Raw genomic sequence first — 25,146 nt, 5'->3', positions numbered from 1 at the left:
ACCTCGCCGTAACTCCGGCAATATTGAGCGACATCCCATTAATCACCCATTTCGGGGAGGGATGGGATGTTTCACAACCAATCGCTCGTTAACCGGCGATACGGTCGCCGACATGCCTGCCGACACCGTTTCCGTCACGGGATGGGGCCGCACCGCTCCCACCGCCGCCCGTCTGATCCGTCCACGGACGTACGAGGAGGCCGCGGCAGCCGTCCGCGCGTGCGGGGCCCGGGGCGGCATCCCCAGAGGCCTGGGGCGGGCGTACGGGGACGCGGCGCAGAACGCGGGCGGGGCCGTGATCGACATGACGGGCCTGGACCGGGTGCACGCCATCGACGCCGACGACGGCACCGTCCTGTGCGACGCGGGCATCTCCCTGCACCGTCTGATGGAGGTGCTGCTGCCGCTCGGCTGGTTCGTGCCGGTGACGCCCGGCACGCGTCAGGTGACCGTCGGCGGCGCGATCGGCGCGGACATCCACGGCAAGAACCACCATGTGTCCGGCTCCTTCTCCCGGCATGTCCGCTCCCTCGAACTGCTCACGGCGGACGGCGAGATCCACACCGTCAGCCGCGGCACCCCCCTGTTCGACGCGACCGCGGGCGGCATGGGTCTGACGGGCGTGATCCTGACGGCCACCCTCCAATTGCTGCCGGTCGAGACCTCGCTGATGTCGGTCGACACCGAACGCGCGACGGACCTCGACGACCTCATGGCCCGCCTCACCGCCACCGATCACCGCTACCGCTACTCGGTGGCCTGGATCGACCTCCTGGCCCGCGGCGGCGCCACCGGCCGCGCGATCCTGACCCGCGGCGACCACGCCCCACTCGAGGCCCTGCGCGAAGGCACACGCGCGCGTAGGGACCCGCTCGCCTTCCGTCCCTCCCAACTGCCGTCCCCGCCCGCCCTCTTCCCCGAGGGTCTGCTCACCCGCCGCACGGTCGCCCTGTTCAACGAACTCTGGTACCGCAAGGCCCCACGCGCGTGTACCGGCGAACTCCAGCGGATCTCCACGTTCTTCCACCCCCTCGACGGCGTCCCGCACTGGAACCGCGTCTACGGCCGCGGCGGCTTCGTGCAGTACCAGTTCGTCGTCGGGTACGGCCAGGAAGACGCCCTGCGCCGGATCGTGCAGCGCATCTCGGAGCACCGGTGCCCGTCCTTCCTGGCCGTCCTCAAGCGTTTCGGGGATGCCGATCCCGGCTGGCTGTCCTTCCCGCTCCCGGGCTGGACGCTGGCCCTGGACATCCCGGCCGGCCTCCCCGGCCTCGGCGCCTTCCTCGACGAACTGGACGAGGAGGTGGCCACGGCCGGCGGCCGCGTCTATCTCGCCAAGGACTCCCGGCTGCGCCCGGAGCTCCTCACCGCGATGTACCCGCGCGTGGCCGACTTCCGCGCCCTGCGCGGCGAGGCGGACCCGCGCGGGGTCTTCACCTCGGACCTCTCCCGCCGTCTCGGTCTCTAGCCCTCCCCCTTAGGAGCCGTCATGAAGGACGCCTTCGGCCTCCCCCAGTCCCTGCTCGTCCTCGGTGGCACGTCCGAGATCGCGATGGCCACCGCCCGCCGGCTGATCGCCCGGCGCACCCGTACGGTGTGGCTGGCGGGGCGTCCGACGCCCGCCCTGGAGGAGTCGGCCGAGCAACTGCGCGCCCTGGGCGCCCAGGTGTATACCGTCGCCTTCGACGCGCTCGACACCGAGTCCCACGAGTGGGTGCTCGGCAAGATCTTCGCCGAGGGCGACATCGACCTCGTCCTGCTGGCGTTCGGCATCCTCGGTGATCAAGCCCACGACGAACGCGAGCCGTTGGCCGCGGTGCGCGTGGCCCAGACGAACTACACCGGCGCGGTCTCGGCGGGCCTGATCTGCGCCCGTGCCCTCCAGACCCAGGGCCACGGCTCCTTGGTCGTCCTGTCCTCGGTGGCCGGCGAACGCGCCCGCCGCGCCAACTTCATCTACGGCTCCAGCAAGGCAGGCCTGGACGCCTTCGCCCAGGGCCTCGGCGACGCCCTCCACGGCACGGGCGCCCACGTCATGGTCGTACGCCCTGGCTTCGTACGCTCCAAGATGACGGCCGGCCTCGAGGAAGCACCCCTGGCGACAACTCCGGAGGCCGTGGCGACGGCGATCGAACTGGGGTTGAGGCGCCGCGCGGAGACGGTGTGGGTACCGGGTGCGCTGCGGTTGGTGATGTCGACGCTGCGGCACATGCCCAGGGCGCTGTTCCGACGGCTGCCGGTCTAACTCGCCGGGATCGATCCACGTTCGACGTGACTGGCCTGCGGCGGCACCACCGCCCCGCCGAAGGCGAACTCCCGCAGCTTCCGCCACACGCCGTCCGCGCCCTGCTCGTAGAGCGCGAACCCGGTGCAGGGCCACTCGGCCTCGTAGTCGGCGAGTTCCTCGAACGCGCGGTCCATCGCCGCCTCGTCGATACCGTGCGCGACCGTCACATGCGGGTGGTACGGGAACTGCAGTTCACGCGCGACAGGACCGGACGCGTCCCGCACCCGCTTCTGCAGCCACGAACAGGCCGCCGCCCCCTCGACGACCTGGACGAAGACGACCGGCGACAGGGGCCGGAAGGTCCCCGTGCCGGACAGCCGCATGGGGAACGGCCGCCCCGAGGCGGCGACCTCGACGAGGTGCGTCTCGATCGCCTGCAACAGCGAGGCGTCCACCTCTGTCGGCGGCAGCAGCGTGACATGCGTGGGGATGCCGTGAGCCGCGGCGTCGCCGAAGCCCGCGCGCCGCTCCTGGAGCAGGCTGCCGTGAGGCTCCGGGACCGCGATCGACACGCCGATCGTTACGGTCCCCACGTCGTCTCCTGTCGTCGTGACGGTTGATTCTCTCAGCCGTCGGCTATCGACTGTACGGCCACGGCTGTGCTGCGGGCAGGCGCAACCGTAGTGATGTGCAGCGCTCTGCCCAGTAGTACGTCTGTGCGGGTACGCCTCAGTGCTTGGCGGGCAGGAAGCCGACCCTGTCGTAGGCCTGCGCCAGCGTCTCCGCGGCGACGGCACGCGCCTTCTCCGCGCCCTTGGCCAGGATCGAGTCGAGCGTCTCCGGGTCGTCCAGATACTGCTGGGTCCGCTCCCGGAACGGCGTCACGAACTCGACCATGACCTCGGCGAGGTCCGTCTTGAGCGCACCGTAGCCCTTGCCGTCGTACTTCTGCTCCAGTTCCGCGATTCCCGCGCCCGTGAGGGTCGAGTAGATCGTGAGCAGGTTGCTGACGCCCGGCTTGTTCTCGGCGTCGTAGCGGATGACGGTGTCGGTGTCGGTGACCGCGCTCTTGACCTTCTTCGCGGTGGCCTTCGGGTCGTCGAGGAGGTTGATCAGGCCCTTCGGCGTGGACGCCGACTTGCTCATCTTGATCGACGGCTCCTGAAGGTCGTAGATCTTCGCCGTCTCTTTGAGGATGTACGGCTTGGGGACCGTGAAGGTCGCGCCGAACCGGCCGTTGAACCGCTCGGCGAGGTCGCGGGTCAGCTCGATGTGCTGGCGCTGGTCCTCGCCGACCGGGACCTCGTTGGCCTGGTAGAGCAGGATGTCGGCGACCTGGAGGACCGGGTACGTGAACAGGCCGACGGAGGCCCGGTCCGCGCCCTGCTTGGCGGACTTGTCCTTGAACTGGGTCATGCGGGAGGCCTCGCCGAAGCCGGTGAGGCAGTTCATGACCCAGGCGAGCTGGGCGTGCTCGGGAACATGGCTCTGGACGAAGAGCGTGCAGCGCTCGGGATCGAGACCGGCCGCGAGGAGCTGGGCGGCGGCCAGCCGGGTGTTCGCGCGCAGCTCCGCGGGATCCTGCGGGACCGTGATCGCGTGCAGGTCTACGACCATGTAGAACGCGTCGTGGGTCTCCTGCAGGGCCACCCACTGACGGACGGCGCCGAGGTAGTTGCCGAGGTGGAACGAGCCTGCGGTGGGCTGGATTCCGGAGAGCACGCGGGGACGATCAGAGGCCATGCTCACCATTCTCTCAGGTCCGGCCGCCCGATCCGGAACCGATGGCGAACTGGTCGGCAACAGGTGGGAACCGATCCGTCTCCTGCGGTGTAACAAGAGTGTGAGAACGCGGGAGGGGGGCCGCATCGTCGATGAGGCCGCGGTGATCGCTCGTGTACGTGCCGGAGAGCCGGAGGCGTACGCGGAGTTGGTGCGTGCCCATACGGGCATCGCGCTACGGGCGGCCGCCGCGCTCGGGGCCGGTGCGGACGCGGAGGACGTGGTGCAGCAGGCCTTCGTCAAGGCGTACTGCGCACTGGGGCGGTTCCGGCACGGCTCGGCGTTCCGGCCGTGGCTGCTGTCGATCGTGGCCAATGAGACGAGGAACACAGTGCGTACGGCGGCCCGGCAGCGCACGCTCGCCGGCCGGGAGGCGGCCCTCGTGGAGGCCGAGCCGCTGATACCGGAATCGGCGGACCCGGCGGTGGCGACGCTGCACATAGAGCGCCGCGCGGCCCTGCTGGCCGCCCTGGAGAAGCTGAGCGAGGAGCACCGTCTGGTCGTCACCTACCGCTATCTGCTGGAGATGGACGAGCCGGAGACGGCCCAGGCCCTGGGCTGGCCCCGGGGGACGGTGAAATCCCGCCTCAATCGCGCCCTGCGCAGGCTGGGCAAACTGCTGCCGGACTTCGAGCCCGGGGAAGGGGGTGAGGAGCATGAGTGAGGAGCGCGGTTCGTACGACGGTGACGGCGGCCCCGGGCTGCCGGAGGAGCTGCGGTCGCTCGGACGGTCCCTGGACCGGCCGGGGTCGGACGGCGCCGAGACGATGGTCGAGCGGGTGCTGGGGCAGATACTGGCGGAGCAGGTCCCGGTGCCGGTGGCCGAGCCGGCGGGGGCCGGGGAGCGGCTGCGTTGGGCGCGGCGCTGGACGCGGGCGCGGTGGCGCTCACTGACCGCGGTGCTGTGCGGTCTGCTCACGGTGCTCGTGCTCACGCCCCCGGTGCGGGCGGCCGTCTTCGACTGGTTCGACTTCGGCGGGGTCGAGGTGCGCTACGACCCGTCGGCCCGTCCTTCGGCGAGCGCCGACGTGCCTCGCTGTGAGCGCTCCGGCTCGGTGTCGCTGGCGCAGGCCGAGCGCCGGGCCGGGTTCGCGCCGGTCGTGCCGCCGGAGCTGGGCGCGCCGGACGCGGTGACGGTGACCGGCGAGCCGCGGGGGCGGTTCCTGGTGAGCCTGTGCTGGCAGGAGGACGGGCGGACGATACGGCTGGACGAGTTCTCGGCGCGCCTGGACACCGGCTTCATCAAGACCGTGCGCGAGCAGCCGGAGTGGATCACGCTGGACGGGGCCTCGGTGCCGGAGCCCGCTCTGTGGTTCGCGCGGCCGCATCTGCTGAGTTTCTGGCTGGTGGGTGCGGACGGGTCTCCCTACACACGCAAGGAGCGGACGGCCGGACCGACGCTGCTGTGGATGCACGGGACGGGCACGGCGGACGACGACACCCGCACACTGCGGCTGGAGGGCGTGACGTCGAAGGAGCGGGCGGTGGAGATCGCGAAGTCGCTGGAGAAGTCCTCCGAATAGTCGGGCTGGGGTGGGAACCCCGGCGGGTCGGGCGGTGTACCAGAAGTGACACGCGGCTCGCGGACGGGCCGCACGGCGATCGACTGCTTGGGGGTTCGGATGCGCAGGCGAGTGCTTGGCCCGAGGGACGTATGGCGTCGACTGACGGCGTCGGCCGGGGCGTTGACGGTGACGCTGGCGATGCTGGTGTGGGGTGCGGAGCCTGCTGCGGCCGGGGGGCCGACGAGCGCGTTCCTGACCTCGCCGGAGACCGGGGAGACGGCGGGGCTGTACTACTCGGACCGGGAGTACAACCAGCTGGAGTCCCTGCTCCAGGCGGGCACTCTCGGCGCCCCGCCCAGGGGCGTGATGGCCGACCGGCGCGTCAACGTCACCTGGCTCATACACGACGTGGATCCCTGGAGGGTCGACTGGATCTTCCCGGTCGTCGACGGTGAGGACGTCTGGGTGCACCAGTCGATGAACATCACCGAGCCGACGAAGGGCAGCTGGCACCGCGCCCCGAACCCCGGGCGGCTGCGGGCCCTGCTGAGCGACTTGGGGGTGCTGGGCAAGAGCGACGGAGGCGAGGACCTGTCGGCCTTCTCGCTCCGGGAGATGTACACGATCACCGAGGAGAGCGGGCCCGCGCCGGAGGCGGCGGCACCGGCGGAAGCGGCCCCGGCGCCCCGGCCGGCGGCATCACGGACGAGCGAGGACACCGACTGGTGGTGGGCCCTGCCCGGCGGGGCGGCCGGGGCGGTGATGGCGCTGACGCTGCGGCCCTTCGCCACACGGTTGCCGCTGGGCGGTCGGAAGGGGGAATCGGGGCCCCGGCAGGAGCTGCTGGACGCGTGAGGTCGTCGGGCGGATGGGATCGACAGGGGGAGGTCGAGGACGGATGAGGGGCTGTTGGGGGCGGCGGGTCGCGGCGCGGCTCGCGCTGCTGGGGCCGGTGTCGGCGGCGCTGGCTCTGTGCGGCGGGGCACCGGCGGCCGGGGCGGCCGGCAGCGCAGGTCAGGCGCCCGATCTGGCGATGGTCGTCGCGGGCGGTGCGGGGCAGCCGACCGCGGTGCGGTCCGGCGAGCCGCGGTTCGCCCGGCTGTGGCAGTTGCTGGAGCCGATGTACACCGGGACGGAGCAGGTGCCCGAGGCCTGGACCGAGGGCCGGCATCCGCCCGTGCGGATCACGGTGGTGTGGGGCCTGACGGGAGTGGGCGGCTGGCCCATGACCGACAGTCCGCCGGGCGGTGACGTGGCGATAGAGCGGCAGGATCAGCTGCTCGTCGCCGAGGACGGCACACCGTGGGTGCGTTCGGATCCGGCGCCGGATGTGGAGGACGACGACATCCGCTGGCATCGGGCGCCGCGCTCGGTCTTCGAGCGGCTGGACCGGGCCGGCCTGCTCGGCGCACCGGCGAGCGGCTCCGCGGCCGGGGCCGACGGCTCGGTCCCGGCCGCGGACGCCGTGTGGTGGGCGATACCGGGCCTTGCCGTGGGCTTCGCGACCGGGGTGGGCGGCACGCTCGCGATACGCCGCGCGGCGGCCCGCCCTGGAGGGGGACCGCCGCGGGAGGAGCCACGACAGCAGCTCATCGATCTGTGAGAGTCGCCGTTCTTTGACAACTCAACAGAGAGTGTTGATCAGCCGAGGTCGATCTCCGGGTACAGCGGGAAACCGGCCACCAGATCGGTCGCCCGGTGCGAGATCTCGTCCGCGATCTTGGGGTCGAGGACGTGGGCGGCCTTGGAGGGGGCGCCGGACTTGGTGGTGCCGGGCTCCGCGGTGGTGAGGACGCGGTCGATGAGGCCGGCGACCTCGTCCATCTCGGCGGTGCCGAGACCGCGGGTGGTCAGGGCGGGGGTGCCGATGCGGATGCCGGAGGTGTACCAGGCGCCGTTGGGGTCGGCCGGGATGGCGTTGCGGTTGGTGACGATGCCGGACTCCAGCAGCGCGGCCTCGGCCTGGCGGCCGGTGAGGCCGTACGAGCCGGCCACGTCGATCAGATTCAGGTGGTTGTCCGTGCCGCCCGTGACCAGGGTCGCGCCCCGGCGCATCAGGCCCTCGGCGAGGGCGCGGGAGTTGTCGACGATGCGCTGGGCGTAGTCGCGGAACGAGTCCTGGCGGGCCTCCGCCAGCGCCACCGCCTTGGCGGCCATGACGTGCGGGAGCGGGCCACCGAGGACCATCGGGCAGCCGCGGTCGACCTGGTCCTTGAGGGAGTCGTCGCACAGGACCATGCCGCCGCGCGGGCCGCGCAGCGACTTGTGGGTGGTGGTGGTGACGATCTGGGCGTGCGGGACCGGGTCGAAGTCGCCGGTGAGGACCTTGCCGGCGACCAGGCCCGCGAAGTGGGCCATGTCGACCATCAGGGTCGCGCCGACCTCGTCGGCGATCTCCCGCATGATCCGGAAGTTCACCAGACGGGGGTAGGCGGAGTACCCGGCCACGATGATCAGCGGCTTGAACTCACGGGCCGACACCCGCAGCGCCTCGTAGTCGATCAGGCCGGTGGCCGAGTCGGTGCCGTAGGAGCGCTGGTCGAACATCTTGCCGGAGATGTTCGGGCGGAAGCCGTGGGTGAGATGGCCGCCGGCGTCCAGGGACATGCCGAGCATGCGCTGGTTACCGAAGGCCTGGCGCAGCTCGGCCCAGTCGGCGTCGGAGAGGTCGTTGACCTGGCGGACGCCGGCCTTCTCCAGAGCGGGGGCCTCGACGCGGGCGGCGAGGACGGACCAGAAGGCGACGAGGTTGGCGTCGATGCCGGAGTGCGGCTGGACGTAGGCGTGGCGGGCGCCGAAGAGTTCCTTGGCGTGTTCCGCGGCGAGGGACTCGACGGTGTCGACATTGCGGCAGCCGGCGTAGAAGCGGCGGCCGATGGTGCCCTCGGCGTACTTGTCGCTGAACCAGTTGCCCATCGCGAGCAGGGTGGCCGGGGAGGCGTAGTTCTCGGACGCGATCAGTTTGAGCATCTCGCGCTGGTCGTGGACCTCCTGGCCGATGGCATCGGCGACCCGCGGCTCCACGGCGCGGATGACGTCGAGGGCGGCGCGGAAGGCGGTGGATTCATTGGACAAGGGCTGCTCGGACAAGTCGGCCTCCGGACGGCGTGGCGTTCAGCGTTCACGGTTCGGCCCAGGCGCACGGCACACAGTCACGACCGGGCCGCTCCCCGATGGTCGGTCCCATCCCAGCGCGCCAGTCACGGCCCGCCGCCAGCCTACCGGGCGCGCCGTCGGGCGAAGGTCCCGCGTCCACCATCCGAGCAAGGATAGGAAGGGGGTCCCGCTTGTCTTCCGGTGTCTTCTGGAGGTCCCGTGAGCACTACGGAAACCCTCATCGCCACGGCCGAGGCGCACGGTGCGCACAACTACGCGCCGCTGCCGGTCGTCGTCGCCTCTGCCGACGGGGCGTGGATGACGGATGTGGAGGGGCGGCGGTATCTGGATCTGCTGGCCGGTTACTCGGCCCTCAATTTCGGGCACCGCAACCGGCGGATCATCGAGGCGGCCAAGGCGCAGCTGGAGCGGGTGACGCTGACGTCGCGGGCGTTCCATCACGATCGGTACGCCGCATTCTGCGAGGAGCTCGCGCAGTTGTGCGGCATGGAGATGGTGCTGCCGATGAACACCGGCGTGGAGGCGGTGGAGACCGCGGTCAAGACCGCCCGGAAGTGGGGGTACCGGGTCAAGGGCGTGCCCGCCGAGAGGGCGAAGATCGTGGTCGCGGGCGGCAATTTCCATGGCCGTACGACGACGGTCATCAGCTTCTCCACCGATCCGGAGGCGCGCGCCGACTTCGGGCCGTACACACCGGGGTTCGAGATCGTGCCGTACGGAGATCTGACGGCGATGCGGGCGGCGATGACGGAGAACACCGTCGCGGTGCTGCTGGAGCCGATCCAGGGCGAGTCGGGGGTGATCGTGCCGCCGTCCGGTTATCTGCCGGCGGTGCGGGAGCTGGCTCGGGAGCGGAACGTGCTGTTCGTGGCCGATGAGATCCAGTCGGGCCTCGGGCGGACGGGGCGGACCTTCGCGTGCGAGCACGAGGGGGTGGTGCCGGACATGTATGTGCTGGGCAAGGCGCTCGGGGGCGGTGTGGTGCCGGTGTCGGCGGTGGTGTCGTCGGCGGAGGTGCTGGGGGTGTTCCGGCCCGGGGAGCACGGGTCGACGTTCGGGGGGAATCCGCTGGCCTGTGCGGTGGCGCTGGAGGTGATCGCGATGGTGCGGTCGGGCGAGTACCAGGCGCGCTCCGCGGAGCTCGGCGAGCATCTGCACCGGGAGCTGGCGGCGCTGGCCGACACAGGACGGGTGACGGAGGTGCGGGGCCGCGGACTGTGGGCGGGCGTGGACATCGCCCGGGCGTACGGAACCGGGCGCGAGGTTTCGGAGAAGCTGATGGATCGCGGGGTGCTGGTGAAGGACACCCATGGCCCGACGATCCGGATCGCGCCGCCGCTGGTGATCGGCAAGGAGGATCTGGACTGGGGGCTTGCCCAACTCCGGGCCGTGCTGGGGGTCTAGAGGCTGGGGGACCCTCTAGAGGATGACGTGTGGCAGGAAGCGGGCGTACTCGTCCGTGATGAGTCCGGAGGACTCCCGGATGCCTAGGCCCGCCGACTCGTCCTCGACGACCCAGGCGCCGAGGACGACCCGGTTGCCGTCGAAGTCGGGCAGGGGAGCCAACTCCTGGTAGCAGCAGGGCTCGTCGCGGATCACGGGGTCGGCGCCCGGTTCGTGGACCGTGACGCCCGCGCCTTCGCGGCCCAGCAGGGGCTTGGCGACGTAGCCGGCGGTGTGGGCGAGTTCGCGTGGGCCGTCGAGATGGGCGGGGAGCAGGTTGGGGTGGCCGGGGTAGAGCTCCCAGAGGATCGCCAGCAGGGCCTTGTTGGACAGGAGCATCTTCCAGGCCGGTTCGATCCAGAGGGTGGATCCGGTACCGCCGCCGTTGTCGAGGGTGTCCAGGACGTGGTCGGCGAAGCGGTCGGTGGTGAGCCACTCCCAGGGGTAGAGCTTGAAGCAACTGCGGATGAAGCGGAGCCGGTTGTCGACGAAGCGTCCGGAGAGACGGTCCCAGCCGATCTCCTCCATGGAGATCCAGTCGGTGTCGAGGCCGGCCTGCTCGGCGGTCTCCTTGAGGTAGGCCACCGTCATCAGGTCCTCGCCGAGCTCGTCGGCGGAGGAGTGCGCGAAGTACAGGGGGCTGCCGGGCGGGAGGAGGGCGGCCTGCTTCTTCCAGGCGGCGATCAGGCGTTCATGGAGGGAGTTCCACTGATCGGCGCCGGGGAAGCGCTCCTCCATCCAGAACCACTGCGGGGAGGCGGCCTCGACCAGGGAGGTGGGCGTGTCGGCGTTGTACTCCAGGAGCTTCGCCGGGCCACGGCCGTCATAGCGCAGATCGAAACGGCCGTAGACGGACGGGAGTTCGCTGCGGCGGCGCCAGGCCTCGGTGACCGCCTGCGCCACGCGCGGGTCGGTGATGCCGAGGTCGGCGAGGCGCCCGGAGGTGACGATGTGCTCCGCCGCCCGCAGACACATGCGGTGAAGCTCCTCGACGACCTCCTCCAGCGCCTCGACCTCCTCCAGGGAGAAGACGTAGTAGGCGCTCTCGTCCCAGTACGGGCGCAGGGAGTTGTCGGGGTAGCGGGTGAGCGGGTAGATCAGCCCCTGTTCCTCGACGGTCTGCTGCCAGCCGGGGCGGGGTTCGATGGTGCGGCGTTCCATGGCGTACGTCCGTGAAAGCCCGCTCAGCCGCCGCCGCTGCCGGAGCCGGAGCAGCCGAAGCCGCCGCGGTCGACGGCCTCGCTGCGGCTGAAGGTGCCGTAGTCGGCGTGGCCGCCGTCGACTTCGGCGTCGTAGTACCAGGCGGCGTCGCTGCTGCCGCCCTTGCCCGTCTTCTTCTTGCCGCTCTTGCCGTACGCCGAGCCGGAGGAACCCGAGGTGCCCGACTTGCAGTTCTTGTCGGCGATGACCTTGTAGCCGTCCCAGGTGTAGCTGTCCCGGTCGACACAGCGGCGGTCGGGCTCGGAGCTGCAGGAGGTCAGTGCCGCCGCGACGACTCCCATACCGCCGAGCACCACCGTGCTGGACCGCAGTCGGCGCTTTGTCTGAGCCATGTCCCGTCTCTCCCCGTGTCCTTCGGCTGCGCGATCACCTTACGGCAGCACCCTGCACAGGGCTTCGAGGGCCCCCGCCCATGCGTGGTCGGGCGGGGTTCCGTAGCCGACGACGAGGGCGTCGAGGGGCTCGGCGGTGGCCTGTTCGTGGCGGAAGTACGCCAGGCCGTGCAGGGACAGGCCCTGCCAGTGGGCCGCCTGGACGACGGACGCCTCGGTGCCGGGTGGCAGGCACAGGACGGCGTGCAGGCCGGCCGCGACGCCGGTGACGCGGACGTCCGGGGCGCGCTCGGCGAGGGCGGCGACCAGGGCGTCCCGGCGTCGGCGGTAGCGCAGCCGGGACGCGCGGACGTGGCGGTCGTGGGCGCCGTGGGCGATGAACTCGGCCAGGGTGAGCTGGTCGAGCACCCCGCAGGTGTCCACGTCGCCCTTGGCCGTCGTCACCGGCTCCACCAGGGCGGGCGGCAGGACAAGCCAGGCCAGGCGCAGGCCGGGGGCGAGGGATTTGCTGGCGGTGCCCAGGTAGACGACATGGTCGGGGTCCAGGCCCTGGAGTGCGCCGACGGGCTGGCGGTCGTAGCGGAACTCGCCGTCGTAGTCGTCCTCCAGGATCAGGCCGCCGGTGCGCCGGGCCCAGTCCACGACGGCGGCACGCCGGGAGCGGTGCAGGACGGCGCCCATGGGGAACTGGTGGGCGGGCGTGAGCAGTACGGCACCGGCGTCCGTCAACTCATCGGGGTCCGTGCCGAGTTCGTCGAAGGGGAGGGGGGTGGTGGTGAGTCCTGTCCGCGCCAACACCTTGCGGTGTTCGGGGAGTCCGTAGGACTCGACGGCGACTGTTCGGGCGCCGCGGGCCCGCAGGACTGTGCCGAGGAGGCGCACGCCGTGGGGGAAGCCGGCGCAGATGACGATGCGGTCGGGGTCGGCGCGTACGCCTCGGGCGCGGGAGAGGTAGCTCGCGAGGGCGGTGCGCAGTTCGATGCGGCCGCGTGGGTCGCCGTAGCCGAGGACGTCGTAGGGGGCCGTGTTCAGGGCGCGGCGGGCCGCCTTGAGCCATTCGGCGCGGGGGAAGGAGGCGAGGTCGGGGGTGCCGGCGGTCAGGTCATGCACCGGGCGGGGGCGGACTCGGCGGGTCGGGGCGGTGGCCGTGGGGGGTGTGGAGCGGCCCTCGGCGACTCGGGTGCCCGAGCCCTGGCGGGCGGTGAGCCAGCCCTCGGCGACGAGGTCGGCGTAGGCGTCGGCGACGGTGTTGCGGGCGATGCCGAGGTCGGCGGAGAGGGAGCGGGAGGAGGGCAGCCGGGTGCCGGGGGCCAGCCGGCCGGTGCGGACGGCCTCGCGCAGGGCGTCGGTCAGGCCTCGACGCAGCCCGGGTCCGGCGGTCGGCTCCAGGTGGAGGTCGATGCCCAGGGTTCCAGAAGTGGCCCATGTATCTGCCATGGAAATGGACCATACTCCTGGGCCTTTCCCTTCGTAGGGTCGAGGGCATGACGACGACCACTGATCACACCGCCCCGGAAGCCCCTGCCGAATACGCCCCCGAGCACGCCCCTCGACTGCTCTGGGCCGAGCACGCGCCCGAGGTGTACAAGGCGATGGTCCGGCTCGACGCCGCCGCCCGCCGGGGCACGGACCCGAAGCTGCTGGAGCTGGTGAAGGTCCGCGCCTCGCAGCTCAACCACTGCGCGTTCTGCCTGGACATGCACACCAAGGACGCGCTGGCGGCCGGGGAGAGCGTGGAGCGGATCATCCAGCTCTCCGCCTGGGAGGAGTCGGCGCACTTCTACACCGAGAAGGAGCTCGCGGCCATCGCGCTGACCGAGGCGGTCACCGTGCTCACGGACGGTTTCGTGCCGGACGAGGTGTACGCGCAGGCCGCCGCCCACTTCGAGGAGCCGGAGCTGGCCCAGCTGATCGCCGCGATCACGGTGATCAACGCCTGGAACCGGTTCGGGGTGACCTGCCGGATGACGCCGGGCCACTACCAGCCGGGCGGCCATCGGTGACCGTCGAGGTCTTTCGTGCCCTGCACCGGCACCGGACCCCGGGCGATCCGCTCGTCCTGCCGGGCCCATGGGACGCGGCGAGCGCGCGTGCCCTGCAGGAGGCCGGGTTCCCGGCGCTCGCCACGCCCAGCGCCGGGGTCGCCGCCTCGCTCGGGTACGAGGACGGGGGGACCCCGGCCGACGAGATGTTCGCGGCGGTCGCGCGGATCGTGCGGGCCGTGGACGTGCCGGTGTCGGCGGACGTCGAGGGCGGGTACGGGCTCGCGCCGAAGGAACTGGTGGAGCGGTTGCTGGAGGCGGGGGCCGTCGGGTGCAACCTCGAGGACTCCGAAGAGGGTGTGCTCAAGGATCCGCGCGAGCATGCCGACTGGCTCGCCGAGGTACGGGCCGCCGCCGCGGACCGGCTCTTCGTCAACGCGCGTATCGACACCTTCATCCGGGGGGTCGCGAAACCCGAACGGGTCATCGAGCGGGCCGCGTTGTACGTCGCCGCGGGCGCCGACTGCGTGTATCCGATCGGCGCCCCCACGGCCGTACTGCCGCTGCTGCGGGCCGGGATCCAGGGGCCGATGAATGTGATCGCCAAGGTGGGTGAGGGCCCCTCGCCCGCCGAGCTCGGGGAGCGAGGGGCCACGCGGATCACCTTCGGGCCGTACTTGCAGCGCCGGGCGACGGAAGGGATCGCCGGGCTGCTGCGGTGACCGTCAGGACAGCCACGACCGCCAGGTGGACTCGTGGCTGTCCGCCCACTTCTTCGCCGCCTCCTCGGGGGTCAGCTTCTGGTCGGCGATCATCAGGGAGACCTCGTTCTGGTCCTCGGTCGTCCACTTGAACTTCTTCAGGAACGCCGCGGCCTCGCCGCCGTCCTTCGCGAAGTCGGCGTTGAGGTACTTCTGCAGCGGGGTGTGCGGATAGGCGCAGGCCACCTTCTCCGGGTCCGCGTCGCAGCCCTCCTTGTACGCCGGCAGCTTCACCTCGGTCATGGGGACCTTCTTGAACAGCCACTGGGGGGCGTACCAGTAGGTCAGGAAGGGCTTCTGCTCCTTGGCGAACTGCTTGATCTGGGTGATCTGGGCGGCCTCCGAACCGGCGAACACCACCTGGTAGTCCAGGTCGAGGTTCTGCACCAGCGCCTTGTCGTTGGTGACGTAGGAGGGCGAGCCGTCCATCAGCTGGCCCTTGCCGCCGCTCTCCGGGGTGCGCATCTGGTCGGCGTACTTGTTGAGGTTCTTCCAGTCTGTGACGTCCGGATGCTGCTTTGCGAAGTACGTCGGGACGTACCAGCCGATGTGGCCGGTGACGCCGAGGCCGCCGCCGTTGACGATCGTCTTCTTGTCCTGGACGTATCGCTGTTCCTGGTCGGGGTGGCCCCAGTCCTCCATGATCGCGTCGACCCGGCCCTGGCTGAGCGCGTCCCAGGCGGGCACCTCGTCGACCTGGACGGTGTCGACGCGGTAGCCGAGCTCGTGCTCCAGCAGATACTGGGCGACGGCCACGTTGGCCTGGGCGCCGACCCAGGACTGGACGGACAGGGTGACCGTCTTGGCGCCCTGGGCGTTGGCGAACGGCGAGGCCTGCTTGGTCATGTCGGCGGCGCCGCAGCCGGTGAGCAGGAGCAGCGCGCCGCCCACGGCAGCGGTCACAGTGATGCGAACTCGCATGTCACGCTCCCTTCTTCGTACGGCGATCCGTCGGCTGGGTCACCCGGTCGAGCATCAGGCCCAGACAGACGATCGCGGCACCGGCCACCAGGCCCGTCGCCAGGTCGCCCTGGGCGAGGCCGAAGACGACGTCGTAGCCGAGCGCGCCACCGCCGACCAGGCCGCCGATGATGACGACGGCGAGGACCAGGACCACGCCCTGGTTGACGGCGAGCAGCAAGGAGCGGCGGGCGAGCGGGAGTTGGACCTGCCACAGCTGCTGGGCAGGGGTCGCGCCGAGCGAGCGGGCCGACTCCAGGGCGGCGGGGTCGACCTGGCGCAGGCCCTGTGCGGTGATACGGACGACGGCGGGCAGCGCGTAGACGACGGCCGCCGCGACGGCGGGGGCGCGGCCGACGCCGAACAGCGCGACGACCGGGATCAGATACACGAACTGCGGCATCGTCTGGAAGATGTCCAGGACCGGGCGCAGGGCGCGGTCCACCCGATCGCTGCGGGCCGCCGCGACACCGGTCGCGACGCCGAGGACCAACGTGACGGCGACGGCGGCCAGCACCTGGGACAGGGTGTCCAGGGACGGCTCCCATACGCCGAGCACTCCGATCGCGGCCATGGCGAGGGTCGCGGTGAGCGCGGTGCGCCAGGTGCCGATCAGCCAGGCGAGTGCGGCGACGACGAGCAGTACGGCCCACCAGGGCAGCCACTGGAGGCCGTCGCGTACGGGGTCCAGGACCCAGGTGGTGAAGTGTCCCGCCCATTCGGCTGTGCCGCCGATGACGGGGACGCCGGAGTAGAGGTGGGCGGTCATCCAGTCGACGGCGCGGTTGACCGGTTCGGCGATGTTCAGCACCCAGGCGTCGGGCCAGTCGAGGCGGCCCATGAGACGTCCGGCCACGGCGACGGCCAGGGCGGCGACAAGGGCGTACACCCAGCCCGCGCGGCCTGTTCGCTCGGTGCCGTCGCCCGCCGCGGCCGTTACGCGGTCCAGTACGACCGCCAGCAGCACGATCGGAATGCCGGCTGCCAGGGCCGCGCCCACGTCGACCGAGGCCAGGGCCTGGTAGACGCGGTCGCCCAGGCCGCCGGCGCCGATGACCGACGCGATGACGGCCATGGACAGCGCCATCATGATCGTCTGGTTGACGCCGAGGAGGAGTTCCTTGCGGGCCAGCGGAATGCGGGCGGTCAGCAGTCGCTGGCGGGCGGTGGCGCCGAGGGAGTCGACGGCCTCCAGCACCTCCTTGTCGGCGCCGCGCAGGCCGAGGGCTGTGAGGCGGGCCATGGGCGGGGCGGCGTAGACGACGGTGGCGAGGACGGCCGCGGGTACGCCGATGCCGAAGATCAGGACGACCGGGAGGAGGTAGGCGAAGGCGGGGAGCACCTGCATGGTGTCCAGGACCGGGCGCAGGGCCCTGTCCAGGCGGTCGGACAGGCCCGAGGCAAGCCCGAGCAGCGCGCCCACGACGACGGACGCCAGCACGGCGACCACCATCAGGGCGAGCGTCTGCATGGTGGGCACCCACATACCGAGGGCGCCGCAGGTCAGGAAGGCGGCAGCGGTGCCCAGGGCGAGCCGGGCGCCCGCGACCCGCCAGGCGACGAGGGCGCCGAGCGCGGTGACACCGGCCCAGCCCGCGGCCAGCAGGAACAGATAGACGACGCGTACGCCCATGACGACCGCGTTGCTGATGTGGCCGAGGAAGTGGAGGAACAGCGGGTGGCTGTCCCGGTTGTCGATGATCCAGTCGCTGGTGGTGGTCAGCGGGGTGGTGAGGTCGACGGTGAGGGCGTCGGGCCAGGTGCCGCTGGCCCAGCGGGAGTTGGCCAGGGGTACGAGGATCGCGGCGGCGAGCGCCAGGAGCAGCAGCTTGTGGACGGCCCGGTGCCTGAGCAGGCCGCCGGGGAGCACACCAGGGGTCGATGCGGTGACCGTAGCCATTCAGACCGCCTCCTTGTGGAGCTCCGTTCCGGCCACGACGTCCAGCAACCGTTCGTGGTCGACAACCCCCAGACACCGACCGTCCTCCATGACACAGGCGGGCTGATGACTGCGGGCGACGACCTTGATGGCCTCGGCGACCACCGCGTCGGCGGCCAGCGCACCCACATGGTCCGGGCCACCGCAGTCGCCGGGACGCATGGCCGTACGCACCGTCATCACCTGCTCGCGCGGTACGTCCCGGACGAACTCGCGGACGTAGTCGTCGGCCGGGGAACCGACGATCTCCTCCGGGGTGCCGAGCTGGACCACTCGGCCGTCTCGCATCAGTGCGATGCGGTCGCCCAGTTTCAGGGCCTCGCTCAAGTCGTGCGTGATGAAGACCATCGTGCGGCCCTCTTCGCGGTGCAGGCGGATGACCTCCTCCTGCATGTCCCGGCGGATCAGGGGGTCGAGGGCGCTGAAGGGCTCGTCGAAGAGAAGCACCTCCGGGTCCACCGCCAGCGCGCGGGCCAGGCCCACTCGTTGGCGCTGGCCGCCCGAGAGCTGGCTCGGCTTGCGCTGTTCCATGCCCTCCAGGCCGACCTTGGCGACGACCTCGGCGGCGCGTTCGCGGCGTTCGGACTTGCCGACGCCCTGGATCTCCAGGCCGTATGCGACGTTGTCGAGGACCGTGCGGTGGGGCAGCAGGCCGAAGTGCTGGAAGACCATCGCCGCGCGGTGGCGGCGCAGTTCGCGCAGGCGGGACTTGTCCATGGCGCGGACATCCTCGCCGTCGATGGCGATCGTGCCGGACGTCGGCTCGATCAGGCGGGTCAGACAGCGGACCAGGGTGGACTTGCCCGAGCCGGACAGGCCCATGACGACGAAGACCTCGCCCTTGCGGACGTCGAAGGAGACGTCCCTGACCGCTGCCGTGCAGCCGGTGCGGGAGCGGAGTTCGGCAGGGGAGAGCGCGGACAGTTCGGGGTCCGTGGGGACTCGGTCCGCCTTCGGGCCGAAGACCTTCCACAGGCCGTCCACGGAGAAGACCGGGGTGCCGTTCATCACGCATCACCACCGATCAGGTCCACGGCTCGTTCCCCGACCATGAGCACGCCGATCATCGGGTTCACGGCGGGCATGGTCGGGAAGACCGAGGCATCGGCGATACGGATGCCCTGGAGGCCACGGATCCTCAACTGTGGGTCCACCACCGCCAGTTCATCGTCGGCCGCGCCCATCCGGCAGGTGCCCGCCGGGTGGTACACGGTGTGCGCGACCTTACGGGCGTACTCGCTCAGCTCCGCGTCGCCGAGGATCTCCGGTCCCGGGCAGACCTCGCGCTTGAGCCAGCCGGCCAGCGGCTCGCTCTTGGCGATCTCGCGGGCGATGCGGATGCCGTCGACCAGTGTCCGCCCGTCGTAGTCGTCCTCGTCGGTGAAGTAGCGGAAGTCCAGGGCGGGCTTCACGGACGGGTCCGGGCTCGTCAGGTACAGACGGCCGCGGGACTTCGGCTTGGGGATGTTCGGGGTCATCGAGACGCCGAACTCCGGGCGCTCGTAGCCCAGTCGCTCCGGGTTGTCCGTGAACGGGATCTGGTAGAAGTGGAACATCAGGTCCGGGCCCGCGTGTTCGGGGTCGCGGCGCACGAACAGGCCCGCGTCGGAGTCCATCGCGGAGTTCTCCGGGATGGGGCCGTTCGTCTCCCAGACGATCACCGACTCGGGGTGGTCGAGCAGGTTCTCGCCGACGCCCGGCAGATCGAGCGCGACGGGTATGCCGAGCGCCTCGAGGTCCTCGCGGCGCCCGATGCCCGAGTGCAGCAGCAGCCGCGGCGAGTCGACGGCGCCGGCGCAGAGCAGCACCTCGTTGCGGGCGCGGACGAGGAACTCCTCGCCGTCCTTGGCGCGGACGTGCACGCCCTCGGCGCGGGTGCCGTTCAGCTCCAGCTTGTGGGCCCAGGTCTCAAGGTAGATGCGGAGATTGGGCCGCTCGTCCATCACCGGGTGCAGATACGCCACCGACGCGGACGAACGCTTGTTGTTCTCCGGGTGGTAGGCGAGGTCGAAGAAACCGACGCCCTCGGTGAACGGCTTCTTGTTGAAGCCCTCCACGCGCGGGACGCCGAGGGCCTCCTGAGCCGCCTCGACGAAGTCGCGGGCGATGGCGTTCCGGTCCTTCTCGTCGACCGGGACGATGTTGTTCAGCAGCCGCGCGTAGTACGCCTCCATCGGCACCGCGCCCCAGCCCTTGGCGCCGGCCGCCTCCCACTCGTCCCAGTCGGAGGGCAGGGGCTTGAAGGCGATCAGGGTGTTGTGCGAGGAGCATCCGCCGAGGACGCGGGCGCGGCTGTGCCGGATGTGGGAGTTGCCGCGCGGCTGCTCGGTGGTGGGGTAGTCGTAGTCCAGCTCGCCGCCGAGCAGGCCCATCCAGCGGCGCAGGGTGAGGACGTCGTCACGGCCGACGTCGCTCGGGCCGCCCTCGATGACGGCGACGGTGACATCGGGGTTCTCGGTCAGGCGTGAGGCGATGACGGAGCCGGCGGTGCCGCCGCCGATCACGACGTAATCGTAGACATGGGTGTTCTGAGGCATGGGGGGTTACTCCAGGGAGGTGCGGGGAGGGGGTCAGCCGGTGAACCAACGGACGGGCTTCGGCGCGAGGTTCTGGTAGATGTGCTTGCTCTCGCGGTACTCGGCGAGGCCGGCGGGGCCCAGCTCGCGGCCGACGCCGCTCTTGCCGAAGCCGCCCCACTCCGCCTGCGGGAGATAGGGGTGGAAGTCGTTGATCCAGACGGTGCCGTGGCGCAGTCGTCCGGCCACGCGGCGGGCGCGGCCCGCGTCGGCGGTCCAGACGGCGCCCGCGAGGCCGTACTCGGTGTCGTTGGCCAGGGCGACGGCCTCGTCCTCCGTACGGAAGGTCTCGACCGTGAGGACCGGGCCGAAGACCTCTTCGCGTACGACCTTCATCTCGCGGTGGCAGGCGTCGAGGACGGTCGGCTCGTAGAAGTAGCCGGGCCCTTCGCCGCGCTTGCCGCCCGTCCGCAGCACCGCGCCTTCCTCCAGCGCGGAGGCGACGTACGTCTCGACCTTCGCGCGCTGCTGTTCGGAGACGAGGGGGCCGCATTCGACGCCCTCGTCGGTGCCGCGGCCGAGGCGGATCTTCGCGGCGCGGCGGGCGAGTTCGGTGACGAAGCGGTCCCTGAGGGACTCCTCGACGATGAGGCGGGAGCCGGCCGAACAGACCTGGCCGCTGTGGATGAAGGCGGCGTTGAGGGCCTGGTCGACGGCGGTGTCGAAGCCCTCCTCGGTGGCGCAGGCGTCGGCGAAGACGACGTTGGGGTTCTTGCCGCCGAGTTCGAGGGCGACCTTCTTCACCGAAACGGCGGCCGCCTGGGCCACCTTGACGCCGCTGATCAGACCGCCGGTGAAGGAGACGAGGTCGACGTCGGGGTGCTCGGCGAGCCGGGCGCCGACCGAATGGCCGGGCCCGGTGACGATGCCCGCGACGCCGGACGGCAGGCCCGCCTCGGCCAGCAGGTCGATCAGCGCGACGGTCGTCAGCGGGGTGATCTCGCTCGGCTTGACGACGAAGGTGTTGCCCGCGGCGAGCGCGGGGGCGATCTTCCAACTGGCCTGGAGCAGTGGGTAGTTCCAGGGCGTGATCAGGGCGCAGACGCCGACCGGCTCATGCACGACGACGCTGTGGATATCGGGCGAGCCCGCGTCCACGACCCGGCCCGGGGCCTCGCCGGCGACGAGGTCGGCGAAGTAGCGGAAGGCGTCGGCGACACAGTCGATGTCGACGCGGCCCTCTTCCAGGGTCTTGCCCGCGTCGCGGCTCTCCAGCGCGCCGAGTTCCTCGCGGTCGCGCACCAGGAGGTCGGCGACGCGGCGCAGGAGGGCGGCGCGTTCGGCGACCGGGGTGCGCGGCCAGTCGCTCTCGCGGAATGCGCGCCGGGCGGCCTCGACCGCCAGGTCGGTGTCCTTCTCGTCGCCCTCGGCGACCACGGCGAAGGGCCGGGCGACCGCTGGGTCGATGATGTCGCGGGTGGCGCCGGAGATCGCTTCACGCCACTCGCCGTCGACATGGATCGTCCGTTGTTCGTGCTGCCTTGCCATGATCGGTATTGCCTTCCGTTCCTGTTCAGTGCCCCTGAGTCACATAGGTGTCACCTTCGGGGACCGGCTCCGCCTGCCCTGGGCTCCCGGATGCATGCGCAATCCATGGCCGAAAGTGGGCCGTGTCACTGAACATGCGGGCAAATAGGGCGAACCGTACGCTGAGGAGCGTGATGCGCACCACGGAGGTGACGCCATGGCCGTACGGGCGCTGATCTCGGCCGCGGTGAGCGCGACGCTGCTGCTGGCGCCGGCGGTTGCGATGGCCGGGGACGATCCCACCGCGCAGGAGCTCGCCGACGAGGCGGAGGACCACCTCCTCGACGCGAAGTCCGTCCATCTGAGGCTGACGGACCGCAGCGCGGGGACGGAGAGCAGCAGGACCCAGCCGACCTCGATGGATCTGGCCCTGGACCGGGACGGCAACTGCGTCGGCACGATGGAGATGGGCTCGGACGGCGGCAGCGTGGAGATCGTCAAGCGGGGCGAAGAGGTGTGGATGAAGCCCGACACCGCGTTCTGGAAGGCGCAGGTGCCCGGCGGTGAGGGCGACGCGGCGGCCGAGCTGTTCAAGAACCGCTACATCCATGGCTCCACGGATGACGCCCTGCTCAAGGGCATGGCCGACACCTGCGATCTGAACAACTTCCAGCGAGATGTGGGCACCGGCTCCTCCCCCGAGGGCACTTCGCTGAAGAAGGGCGAGGAGACGACGCGCGACGGTACGAAGGTCATCCCGCTGGAGGGTGAGCTGGACGGCGCGCGGACGATCCTTTACGTCACGTCCGACTCACCGCACCGGCTGGTCGAGGCGACGCAGCGGGGCGAGGACATCGATGTGCGGCTGACCTTCTCCGAGTACGACAAGCCGGTCCCGTCCAGGACTCCGGCGGCGGACGAGTCGGTGGATGTGGCGGAGTTGCAGGACGAGTTGCAGAGCGTTTGAGAGCCCCCCGGGGCCCCGCGGCCCTGGCCTGCGTCACCCCGCCCCCCTTCAGAAGGGCCGATAGTCCTCCGGCGGGTCCTCTCCCACCCGGCCGTCGATCGACTCACGGATCAGGTCGACCTGGCCCACATGGCGGGCGTACTCCTCGACGATGTCGATCAGCAGGCGGCGCAGGCTCGGGGATTCGCCGCTTCTCGACTTGTACGCGACCAGCTGTCCGGGGCCGCCCTCAGCCAGGACCTTGCGTATGTTCGCGCGGGAGCGGGCCACCGTCTCGCGCCAGAGCGTGTACAGCTCCTCGGGACTGTCCTCGGCCGCCGAACGCCACTCCCAGTCGGGCGCCGCCTCCCAGTCCACCGCGTTCCACGGCGGGCCCGGGTCCTCCCCGAGCAGCCGCAGGGTGAAGTACTCGGCCTCCACGAGCGCCAGGTGCTTGAGCAGCCCGCCGAGCGTGAGCGCCGAGGGCGCGAGGCGTGTGCTCAGGCCCGCCGCGTCCAGGCCCTCGCACTTCCAGGCGAAGATGCGGCGCTGCCGTTCCAGGGAGCCGACCAGGGTGTCGGCCTCGTCGCCCGCGACCGGGGGTTCAAGCAAGATCTCGGTGTTCTCACTCATGCGCGGCAGCCTAGGGGCGGGCACCGACAATGCACTGGACTTCCCCGGATTCTTTGACTAAAGTCAAAGAAATATGGAACCCGTGTCGACGGAGCATGTGACGGCATTCCGCCGTTTCAACCGCTATTTCACGCGCCGTATCGGCGCCCTCGACGACCACTACCTCGGCCAGGACCGCCCCCTCGGCGAGGCCCGCCTGCTGTTCGAGATCGGTGACGGGGTGTCCCTGCGGCAGCTCAGGAGCCGACTCGGTCTGGACGCCGGGTATTTGAGCCGGATGGCAAAGGCGCTGGAGGCCCAGGGTGTGATCCGGGTCCGGGTACATCCGGACGACAGTCGTTCACGGTTGGTGGAGTTGACCCCGGCCGGGCGCGTCGAGCTCAAGGAACAGCAGCGGCGCGCCAACGCCCTGGTGGCGGACCTCCTCGGCGGCCTCACCCAGGGACAGCGCACCGAGCTGACCGACGCGATGGCCACGACCCGGCGCCTGCTGCGCCTCGCCGCCATCACCGTCCAGCGCGTCGACGGCGCCTCAGCGGACGCACGCGCGTGTCTCGACGCCTACGCCGCCGATATCGACGCCCGCTTCCCGGAAGGCTTCGACCCCGCCGATCTCGTACGGCCCGAGGAGGTGTCCGGGGACGCCGGGGCGTTCTTCGTGGCGTACGAGGAGAGTCTGCCGGTGGGCTGTGGGGCGCTGCGGAAGTTGGAACCGGGCGTGGGCGAGATCCGGCATGTGTGGGTGCATCCGGAGGCTCGCCGCCTGGGGCTCGCCCGCCGTCTCCTCGACGCGCTCGAACGCGAGGCGAGCGCACGGGAGTTGTCCGTCGTACGCCTGGACACGCATGCCGCGCTCACGGAGGCGCAGGCGATGTACCGGGCGTGCGGGTACACGGAGATCCCGCGGTACGACGACAACGTCTATGCCAGCCACTGGTTCGAGAAGCGGCTCTCTTAGGTCCCGCGCCGTTTCCCCGGAACAGGCCACAGGCCCCGTCCGGCGGAAACCGGAACGGGGCCTGTGCGGGTTCGGGTTCGACTCAGAGCAGGCCGAGGGCGCGGACCGCCTCGCGCTCCTCCGCGAGCTCCGCGACGGAGGCGTCGATACGGGTGCGGGAGAACTCGTTGATCTCCAGGCCCTGGACGATCTCGTACTTGCCGTCCTTGGTGGTGACCGGGAAGGAGGAGATCAGGCCCTCCGGGACGCCGTAGGAGCCGTCCGACGGAATACCCATGGAGACCCAGTCGCCGTCGGCGGTGCCGTTGACCCAGGTGTGGACGTGGTCGATGGCGGCGTTGGCGGCGGAGGCGGCCGACGAGGCGCCACGGGCCTCGATGATCGCGGCGCCGCGCTTGGCGACGGTCGGGATGAAGTCCTCGGCCAGCCACTTCTCGTCGCTGACGACCTCGGCGGCGTTCTTGCCGGCGATGGTGGCGTGGAAGATGTCCGGGTACTGGGTGGCGGAGTGGTTGCCCCAGATGGTCAGGCGCTTGATGTCGGCGACCGTGGAGCCCGTCTTCTTCGCGAGCTGGGTCAGCGCGCGGTTGTGGTCCAGGCGGGTCATCGCGGTGAAGCGCTCGGCCGGTACGTCGGGCGCGGCGGCCTGGGCGATGAGGGCGTTGGTGTTGGCCGGGTTGCCGACGACGAGGACCTTGATGTCGTCCGCGGCGTGGTCGTTGATGGCCTTGCCCTGCGGCTTGAAGATGCCGCCGTTGGCCTCGAGGAGGTCGCCGCGCTCCATGCCCTTGGTGCGGGGGCGGGCGCCGACGAGGAGGGCGACGTTGGCGCCGTCGAAGGCGACGTTCGGGTCGTCGCTGATCTCGATGCCCTGCAGAAGCGGGAACGCGCAGTCGTCCAGCTCCATGGCGGTGCCCTCGGCGGCCTTCAGCGCCGGGGTGATCTCCAGCAGGCGCAGCTTGACCGGCACGTCCGCGCCGAGCAGCTGGCCGGAGGCGATGCGGAAGAGCAGGGCGTAACCGATCTGGCCGGCCGCGCCGGTGACGGTGACGTTCACGGGAGTGCGGGTCATGGCGTTCTCCGTATGACAGCTGGCGGTGGGGCGTCCCTGCCCCGGACGTTTGATCGATCTCTTGGCGTCAAGAGAGATCCAGCGGTCAGGCTATCGCGCATCCGGGATCCCCGACGTCCGGGTCGGTGTGGCCCACCCCACAGACACCCCAAAGGAGCGGCCGCCAGGTCCGGGAGAGGAGGGACTGGCGGCCGCCGGGTGGGGGTGCCGGGTTGCCGGACTCCC

At 70.9% G+C, this 25,146-nt stretch carries 24 protein-coding genes and 1 riboswitch; of the genes, 11 read left to right on the top strand and 13 right to left on the bottom strand.

Going from position 1 to position 25,146, the window contains the following annotated elements:
* Nucleotides 1–112: 112 nt before the first annotated feature.
* Together OHT76_RS26715 and OHT76_RS26710 are read left to right on the top strand one after the other, a co-directional pair.
* Complete coding sequence (locus tag OHT76_RS26715; protein ID WP_328873386.1) at nt 113–1,468, top strand: FAD-binding oxidoreductase; 1,356 nt, start codon at nt 113–115, stop codon at nt 1,466–1,468.
* Between the two features lie 21 nt (nt 1,469–1,489).
* Nucleotides 1,490–2,245, top strand: coding sequence for a decaprenylphospho-beta-D-erythro-pentofuranosid-2-ulose 2-reductase (locus tag OHT76_RS26710; protein ID WP_328873385.1), 756 nt, complete (start codon nt 1,490–1,492; stop codon nt 2,243–2,245).
* Here OHT76_RS26710 and OHT76_RS26705 read toward each other — a convergent pair.
* Together OHT76_RS26705 and trpS are read right to left on the bottom strand one after the other, a co-directional pair.
* Nucleotides 2,242–2,820, bottom strand: coding sequence for a 2'-5' RNA ligase family protein (locus OHT76_RS26705; protein ID WP_328873384.1), 579 nt, complete (start codon nt 2,818–2,820; stop codon nt 2,242–2,244). The genes OHT76_RS26710 and OHT76_RS26705 overlap by 4 nt on opposite strands.
* 136 nt (nt 2,821–2,956) lie before the next feature.
* Nucleotides 2,957–3,970 (bottom strand): tryptophan--tRNA ligase, encoded by a 1,014-nt coding sequence (gene trpS, locus OHT76_RS26700; protein ID WP_328873383.1) that lies wholly within the window; start codon nt 3,968–3,970, stop codon nt 2,957–2,959.
* A gap of 100 nt (nt 3,971–4,070) precedes the next feature.
* On the opposite strand from trpS, the gene OHT76_RS26695 reads away from it, so the two are divergent.
* The 4 genes from OHT76_RS26695 to OHT76_RS26680 all read left to right on the top strand — a co-directional run bounded on the left by OHT76_RS26695 (nt 4,071) and on the right by OHT76_RS26680 (nt 7,117).
* Nucleotides 4,071–4,673, top strand: coding sequence for an RNA polymerase sigma factor (locus OHT76_RS26695; RefSeq protein ID WP_443049837.1), 603 nt, complete (start codon nt 4,071–4,073; stop codon nt 4,671–4,673).
* Nucleotides 4,666–5,532, top strand: a complete 867-nt coding sequence (locus tag OHT76_RS26690; protein ID WP_328873381.1) for a hypothetical protein — start codon at nt 4,666–4,668, stop codon at nt 5,530–5,532. The genes OHT76_RS26695 and OHT76_RS26690 overlap by 8 nt, the downstream gene beginning before the upstream one ends.
* A gap of 99 nt (nt 5,533–5,631) precedes the next feature.
* A complete protein-coding gene (locus OHT76_RS26685; RefSeq protein WP_328873380.1) occupies nt 5,632–6,369 on the top strand; it encodes a hypothetical protein in 738 nt (245 codons plus the stop codon).
* A gap of 43 nt (nt 6,370–6,412) precedes the next feature.
* Nucleotides 6,413–7,117 (top strand): hypothetical protein, encoded by a 705-nt coding sequence (locus OHT76_RS26680; protein WP_328873379.1) that lies wholly within the window; start codon nt 6,413–6,415, stop codon nt 7,115–7,117.
* 38 nt (nt 7,118–7,155) lie between these two features.
* Here OHT76_RS26680 and OHT76_RS26675 read toward each other — a convergent pair whose 3' ends face one another.
* Nucleotides 7,156–8,604, bottom strand: coding sequence for a glycine hydroxymethyltransferase (locus tag OHT76_RS26675; RefSeq protein ID WP_328873378.1), 1,449 nt, complete (start codon nt 8,602–8,604; stop codon nt 7,156–7,158).
* Nucleotides 8,605–8,638: 34 nt separating this feature from the next.
* Nucleotides 8,639–8,728: riboswitch (ZMP/ZTP riboswitch) on the bottom strand.
* Between the two features lie 101 nt (nt 8,729–8,829).
* Here OHT76_RS26675 and rocD point away from each other — a divergent pair.
* Nucleotides 8,830–10,035 carry an ornithine--oxo-acid transaminase gene (rocD, locus tag OHT76_RS26670; RefSeq protein ID WP_328873377.1) on the top strand — a complete coding sequence of 402 codons (1,206 nt, stop codon included), beginning with the start codon at nt 8,830–8,832 and terminating at the stop codon, nt 10,033–10,035.
* 15 nt (nt 10,036–10,050) lie between these two features.
* Here rocD and OHT76_RS26665 read toward each other — a convergent pair whose 3' ends face one another.
* Genes OHT76_RS26665 through pdxR form a run of 3 tightly spaced genes read right to left on the bottom strand, consistent with a single transcriptional unit; the run spans nt 10,051 to nt 13,064 of the window.
* On the bottom strand, nt 10,051–11,235 hold the full coding sequence (locus tag OHT76_RS26665) for a glutathionylspermidine synthase family protein (protein ID WP_328873376.1): 1,185 nt from the start codon (nt 11,233–11,235) through the stop codon (nt 10,051–10,053).
* 23 nt (nt 11,236–11,258) lie between these two features.
* On the bottom strand, nt 11,259–11,627 hold the full coding sequence (locus OHT76_RS26660) for a hypothetical protein (RefSeq protein ID WP_328873375.1): 369 nt from the start codon (nt 11,625–11,627) through the stop codon (nt 11,259–11,261).
* Between the two features lie 39 nt (nt 11,628–11,666).
* Entirely contained in the window at nt 11,667–13,064 is a 1,398-nt protein-coding gene (gene pdxR, locus OHT76_RS26655) for a MocR-like pyridoxine biosynthesis transcription factor PdxR (RefSeq protein ID WP_328873374.1), read from the bottom strand.
* A gap of 47 nt (nt 13,065–13,111) precedes the next feature.
* Between pdxR and OHT76_RS26650 the strand changes: the two genes are divergently transcribed.
* Nucleotides 13,112–13,630, top strand: coding sequence for a carboxymuconolactone decarboxylase family protein (locus tag OHT76_RS26650; protein ID WP_328873373.1), 519 nt, complete (start codon nt 13,112–13,114; stop codon nt 13,628–13,630).
* On the top strand, nt 13,627–14,331 hold the full coding sequence (locus OHT76_RS26645) for an isocitrate lyase/PEP mutase family protein (RefSeq protein WP_328873372.1): 705 nt from the start codon (nt 13,627–13,629) through the stop codon (nt 14,329–14,331). Before OHT76_RS26650 ends, OHT76_RS26645 begins: the two co-directional genes overlap by 4 nt.
* A 3-nt stretch (nt 14,332–14,334) precedes the next feature.
* On the opposite strand, the gene OHT76_RS26640 is transcribed toward OHT76_RS26645, so the two are convergent.
* The 5 genes from OHT76_RS26640 to OHT76_RS26620 are packed head-to-tail and all read right to left on the bottom strand — an operon-like array spanning nt 14,335 to nt 21,333.
* Nucleotides 14,335–15,291 (bottom strand): ABC transporter substrate-binding protein, encoded by a 957-nt coding sequence (locus OHT76_RS26640; protein ID WP_328873371.1) that lies wholly within the window; start codon nt 15,289–15,291, stop codon nt 14,335–14,337.
* Nucleotide 15,292: 1 nt separating this feature from the next.
* Nucleotides 15,293–17,230: an ABC transporter permease gene (locus OHT76_RS26635; RefSeq protein ID WP_328873370.1), complete on the bottom strand. Its 1,938-nt coding sequence runs from the start codon at nt 17,228–17,230 to the stop codon at nt 15,293–15,295.
* Complete coding sequence (locus tag OHT76_RS26630) at nt 17,231–18,277, bottom strand: quaternary amine ABC transporter ATP-binding protein (protein ID WP_328873369.1); 1,047 nt, start codon at nt 18,275–18,277, stop codon at nt 17,231–17,233.
* Nucleotides 18,277–19,806, bottom strand: coding sequence for a GMC family oxidoreductase (locus OHT76_RS26625; protein ID WP_328873368.1), 1,530 nt, complete (start codon nt 19,804–19,806; stop codon nt 18,277–18,279). The genes OHT76_RS26630 and OHT76_RS26625 overlap by 1 nt, the downstream gene beginning before the upstream one ends.
* Before the next feature lie 33 nt (nt 19,807–19,839).
* Nucleotides 19,840–21,333: an aldehyde dehydrogenase family protein gene (locus OHT76_RS26620; RefSeq protein WP_328873367.1), complete on the bottom strand. Its 1,494-nt coding sequence runs from the start codon at nt 21,331–21,333 to the stop codon at nt 19,840–19,842.
* 196 nt (nt 21,334–21,529) lie between these two features.
* Between OHT76_RS26620 and OHT76_RS26615 the strand changes: the two genes are divergently transcribed.
* Nucleotides 21,530–22,279 carry a hypothetical protein gene (locus OHT76_RS26615; protein WP_328873366.1) on the top strand — a complete coding sequence of 250 codons (750 nt, stop codon included), beginning with the start codon at nt 21,530–21,532 and terminating at the stop codon, nt 22,277–22,279.
* A 48-nt stretch (nt 22,280–22,327) separates the two neighbouring features.
* On the opposite strand, the gene OHT76_RS26610 is transcribed toward OHT76_RS26615, so the two are convergent.
* On the bottom strand, nt 22,328–22,891 hold the full coding sequence (locus tag OHT76_RS26610; protein WP_328873365.1) for a DinB family protein: 564 nt from the start codon (nt 22,889–22,891) through the stop codon (nt 22,328–22,330).
* 73 nt (nt 22,892–22,964) lie between these two features.
* Here OHT76_RS26610 and OHT76_RS26605 point away from each other — a divergent pair, with 73 nt between their 5' ends.
* Entirely contained in the window at nt 22,965–23,849 is an 885-nt protein-coding gene (locus tag OHT76_RS26605; protein ID WP_328873364.1) for a bifunctional helix-turn-helix transcriptional regulator/GNAT family N-acetyltransferase, read from the top strand.
* Between the two features lie 82 nt (nt 23,850–23,931).
* On the opposite strand, the gene OHT76_RS26600 is transcribed toward OHT76_RS26605, so the two are convergent.
* Complete coding sequence (locus OHT76_RS26600; RefSeq protein WP_328873363.1) at nt 23,932–24,921, bottom strand: malate dehydrogenase; 990 nt, start codon at nt 24,919–24,921, stop codon at nt 23,932–23,934.
* Between the last annotated feature and the right edge of the window lie 225 nt (nt 24,922–25,146).

Source organism: Streptomyces sp. NBC_00287 (assembly GCF_036173105.1).
Taxonomy (GTDB): Bacteria; Actinomycetota; Actinomycetes; order Streptomycetales; family Streptomycetaceae; genus Streptomyces.
Note: the sequence above shows the minus strand (reverse complement) of the source record. Positions and strands in the feature narration are given on the sequence as shown.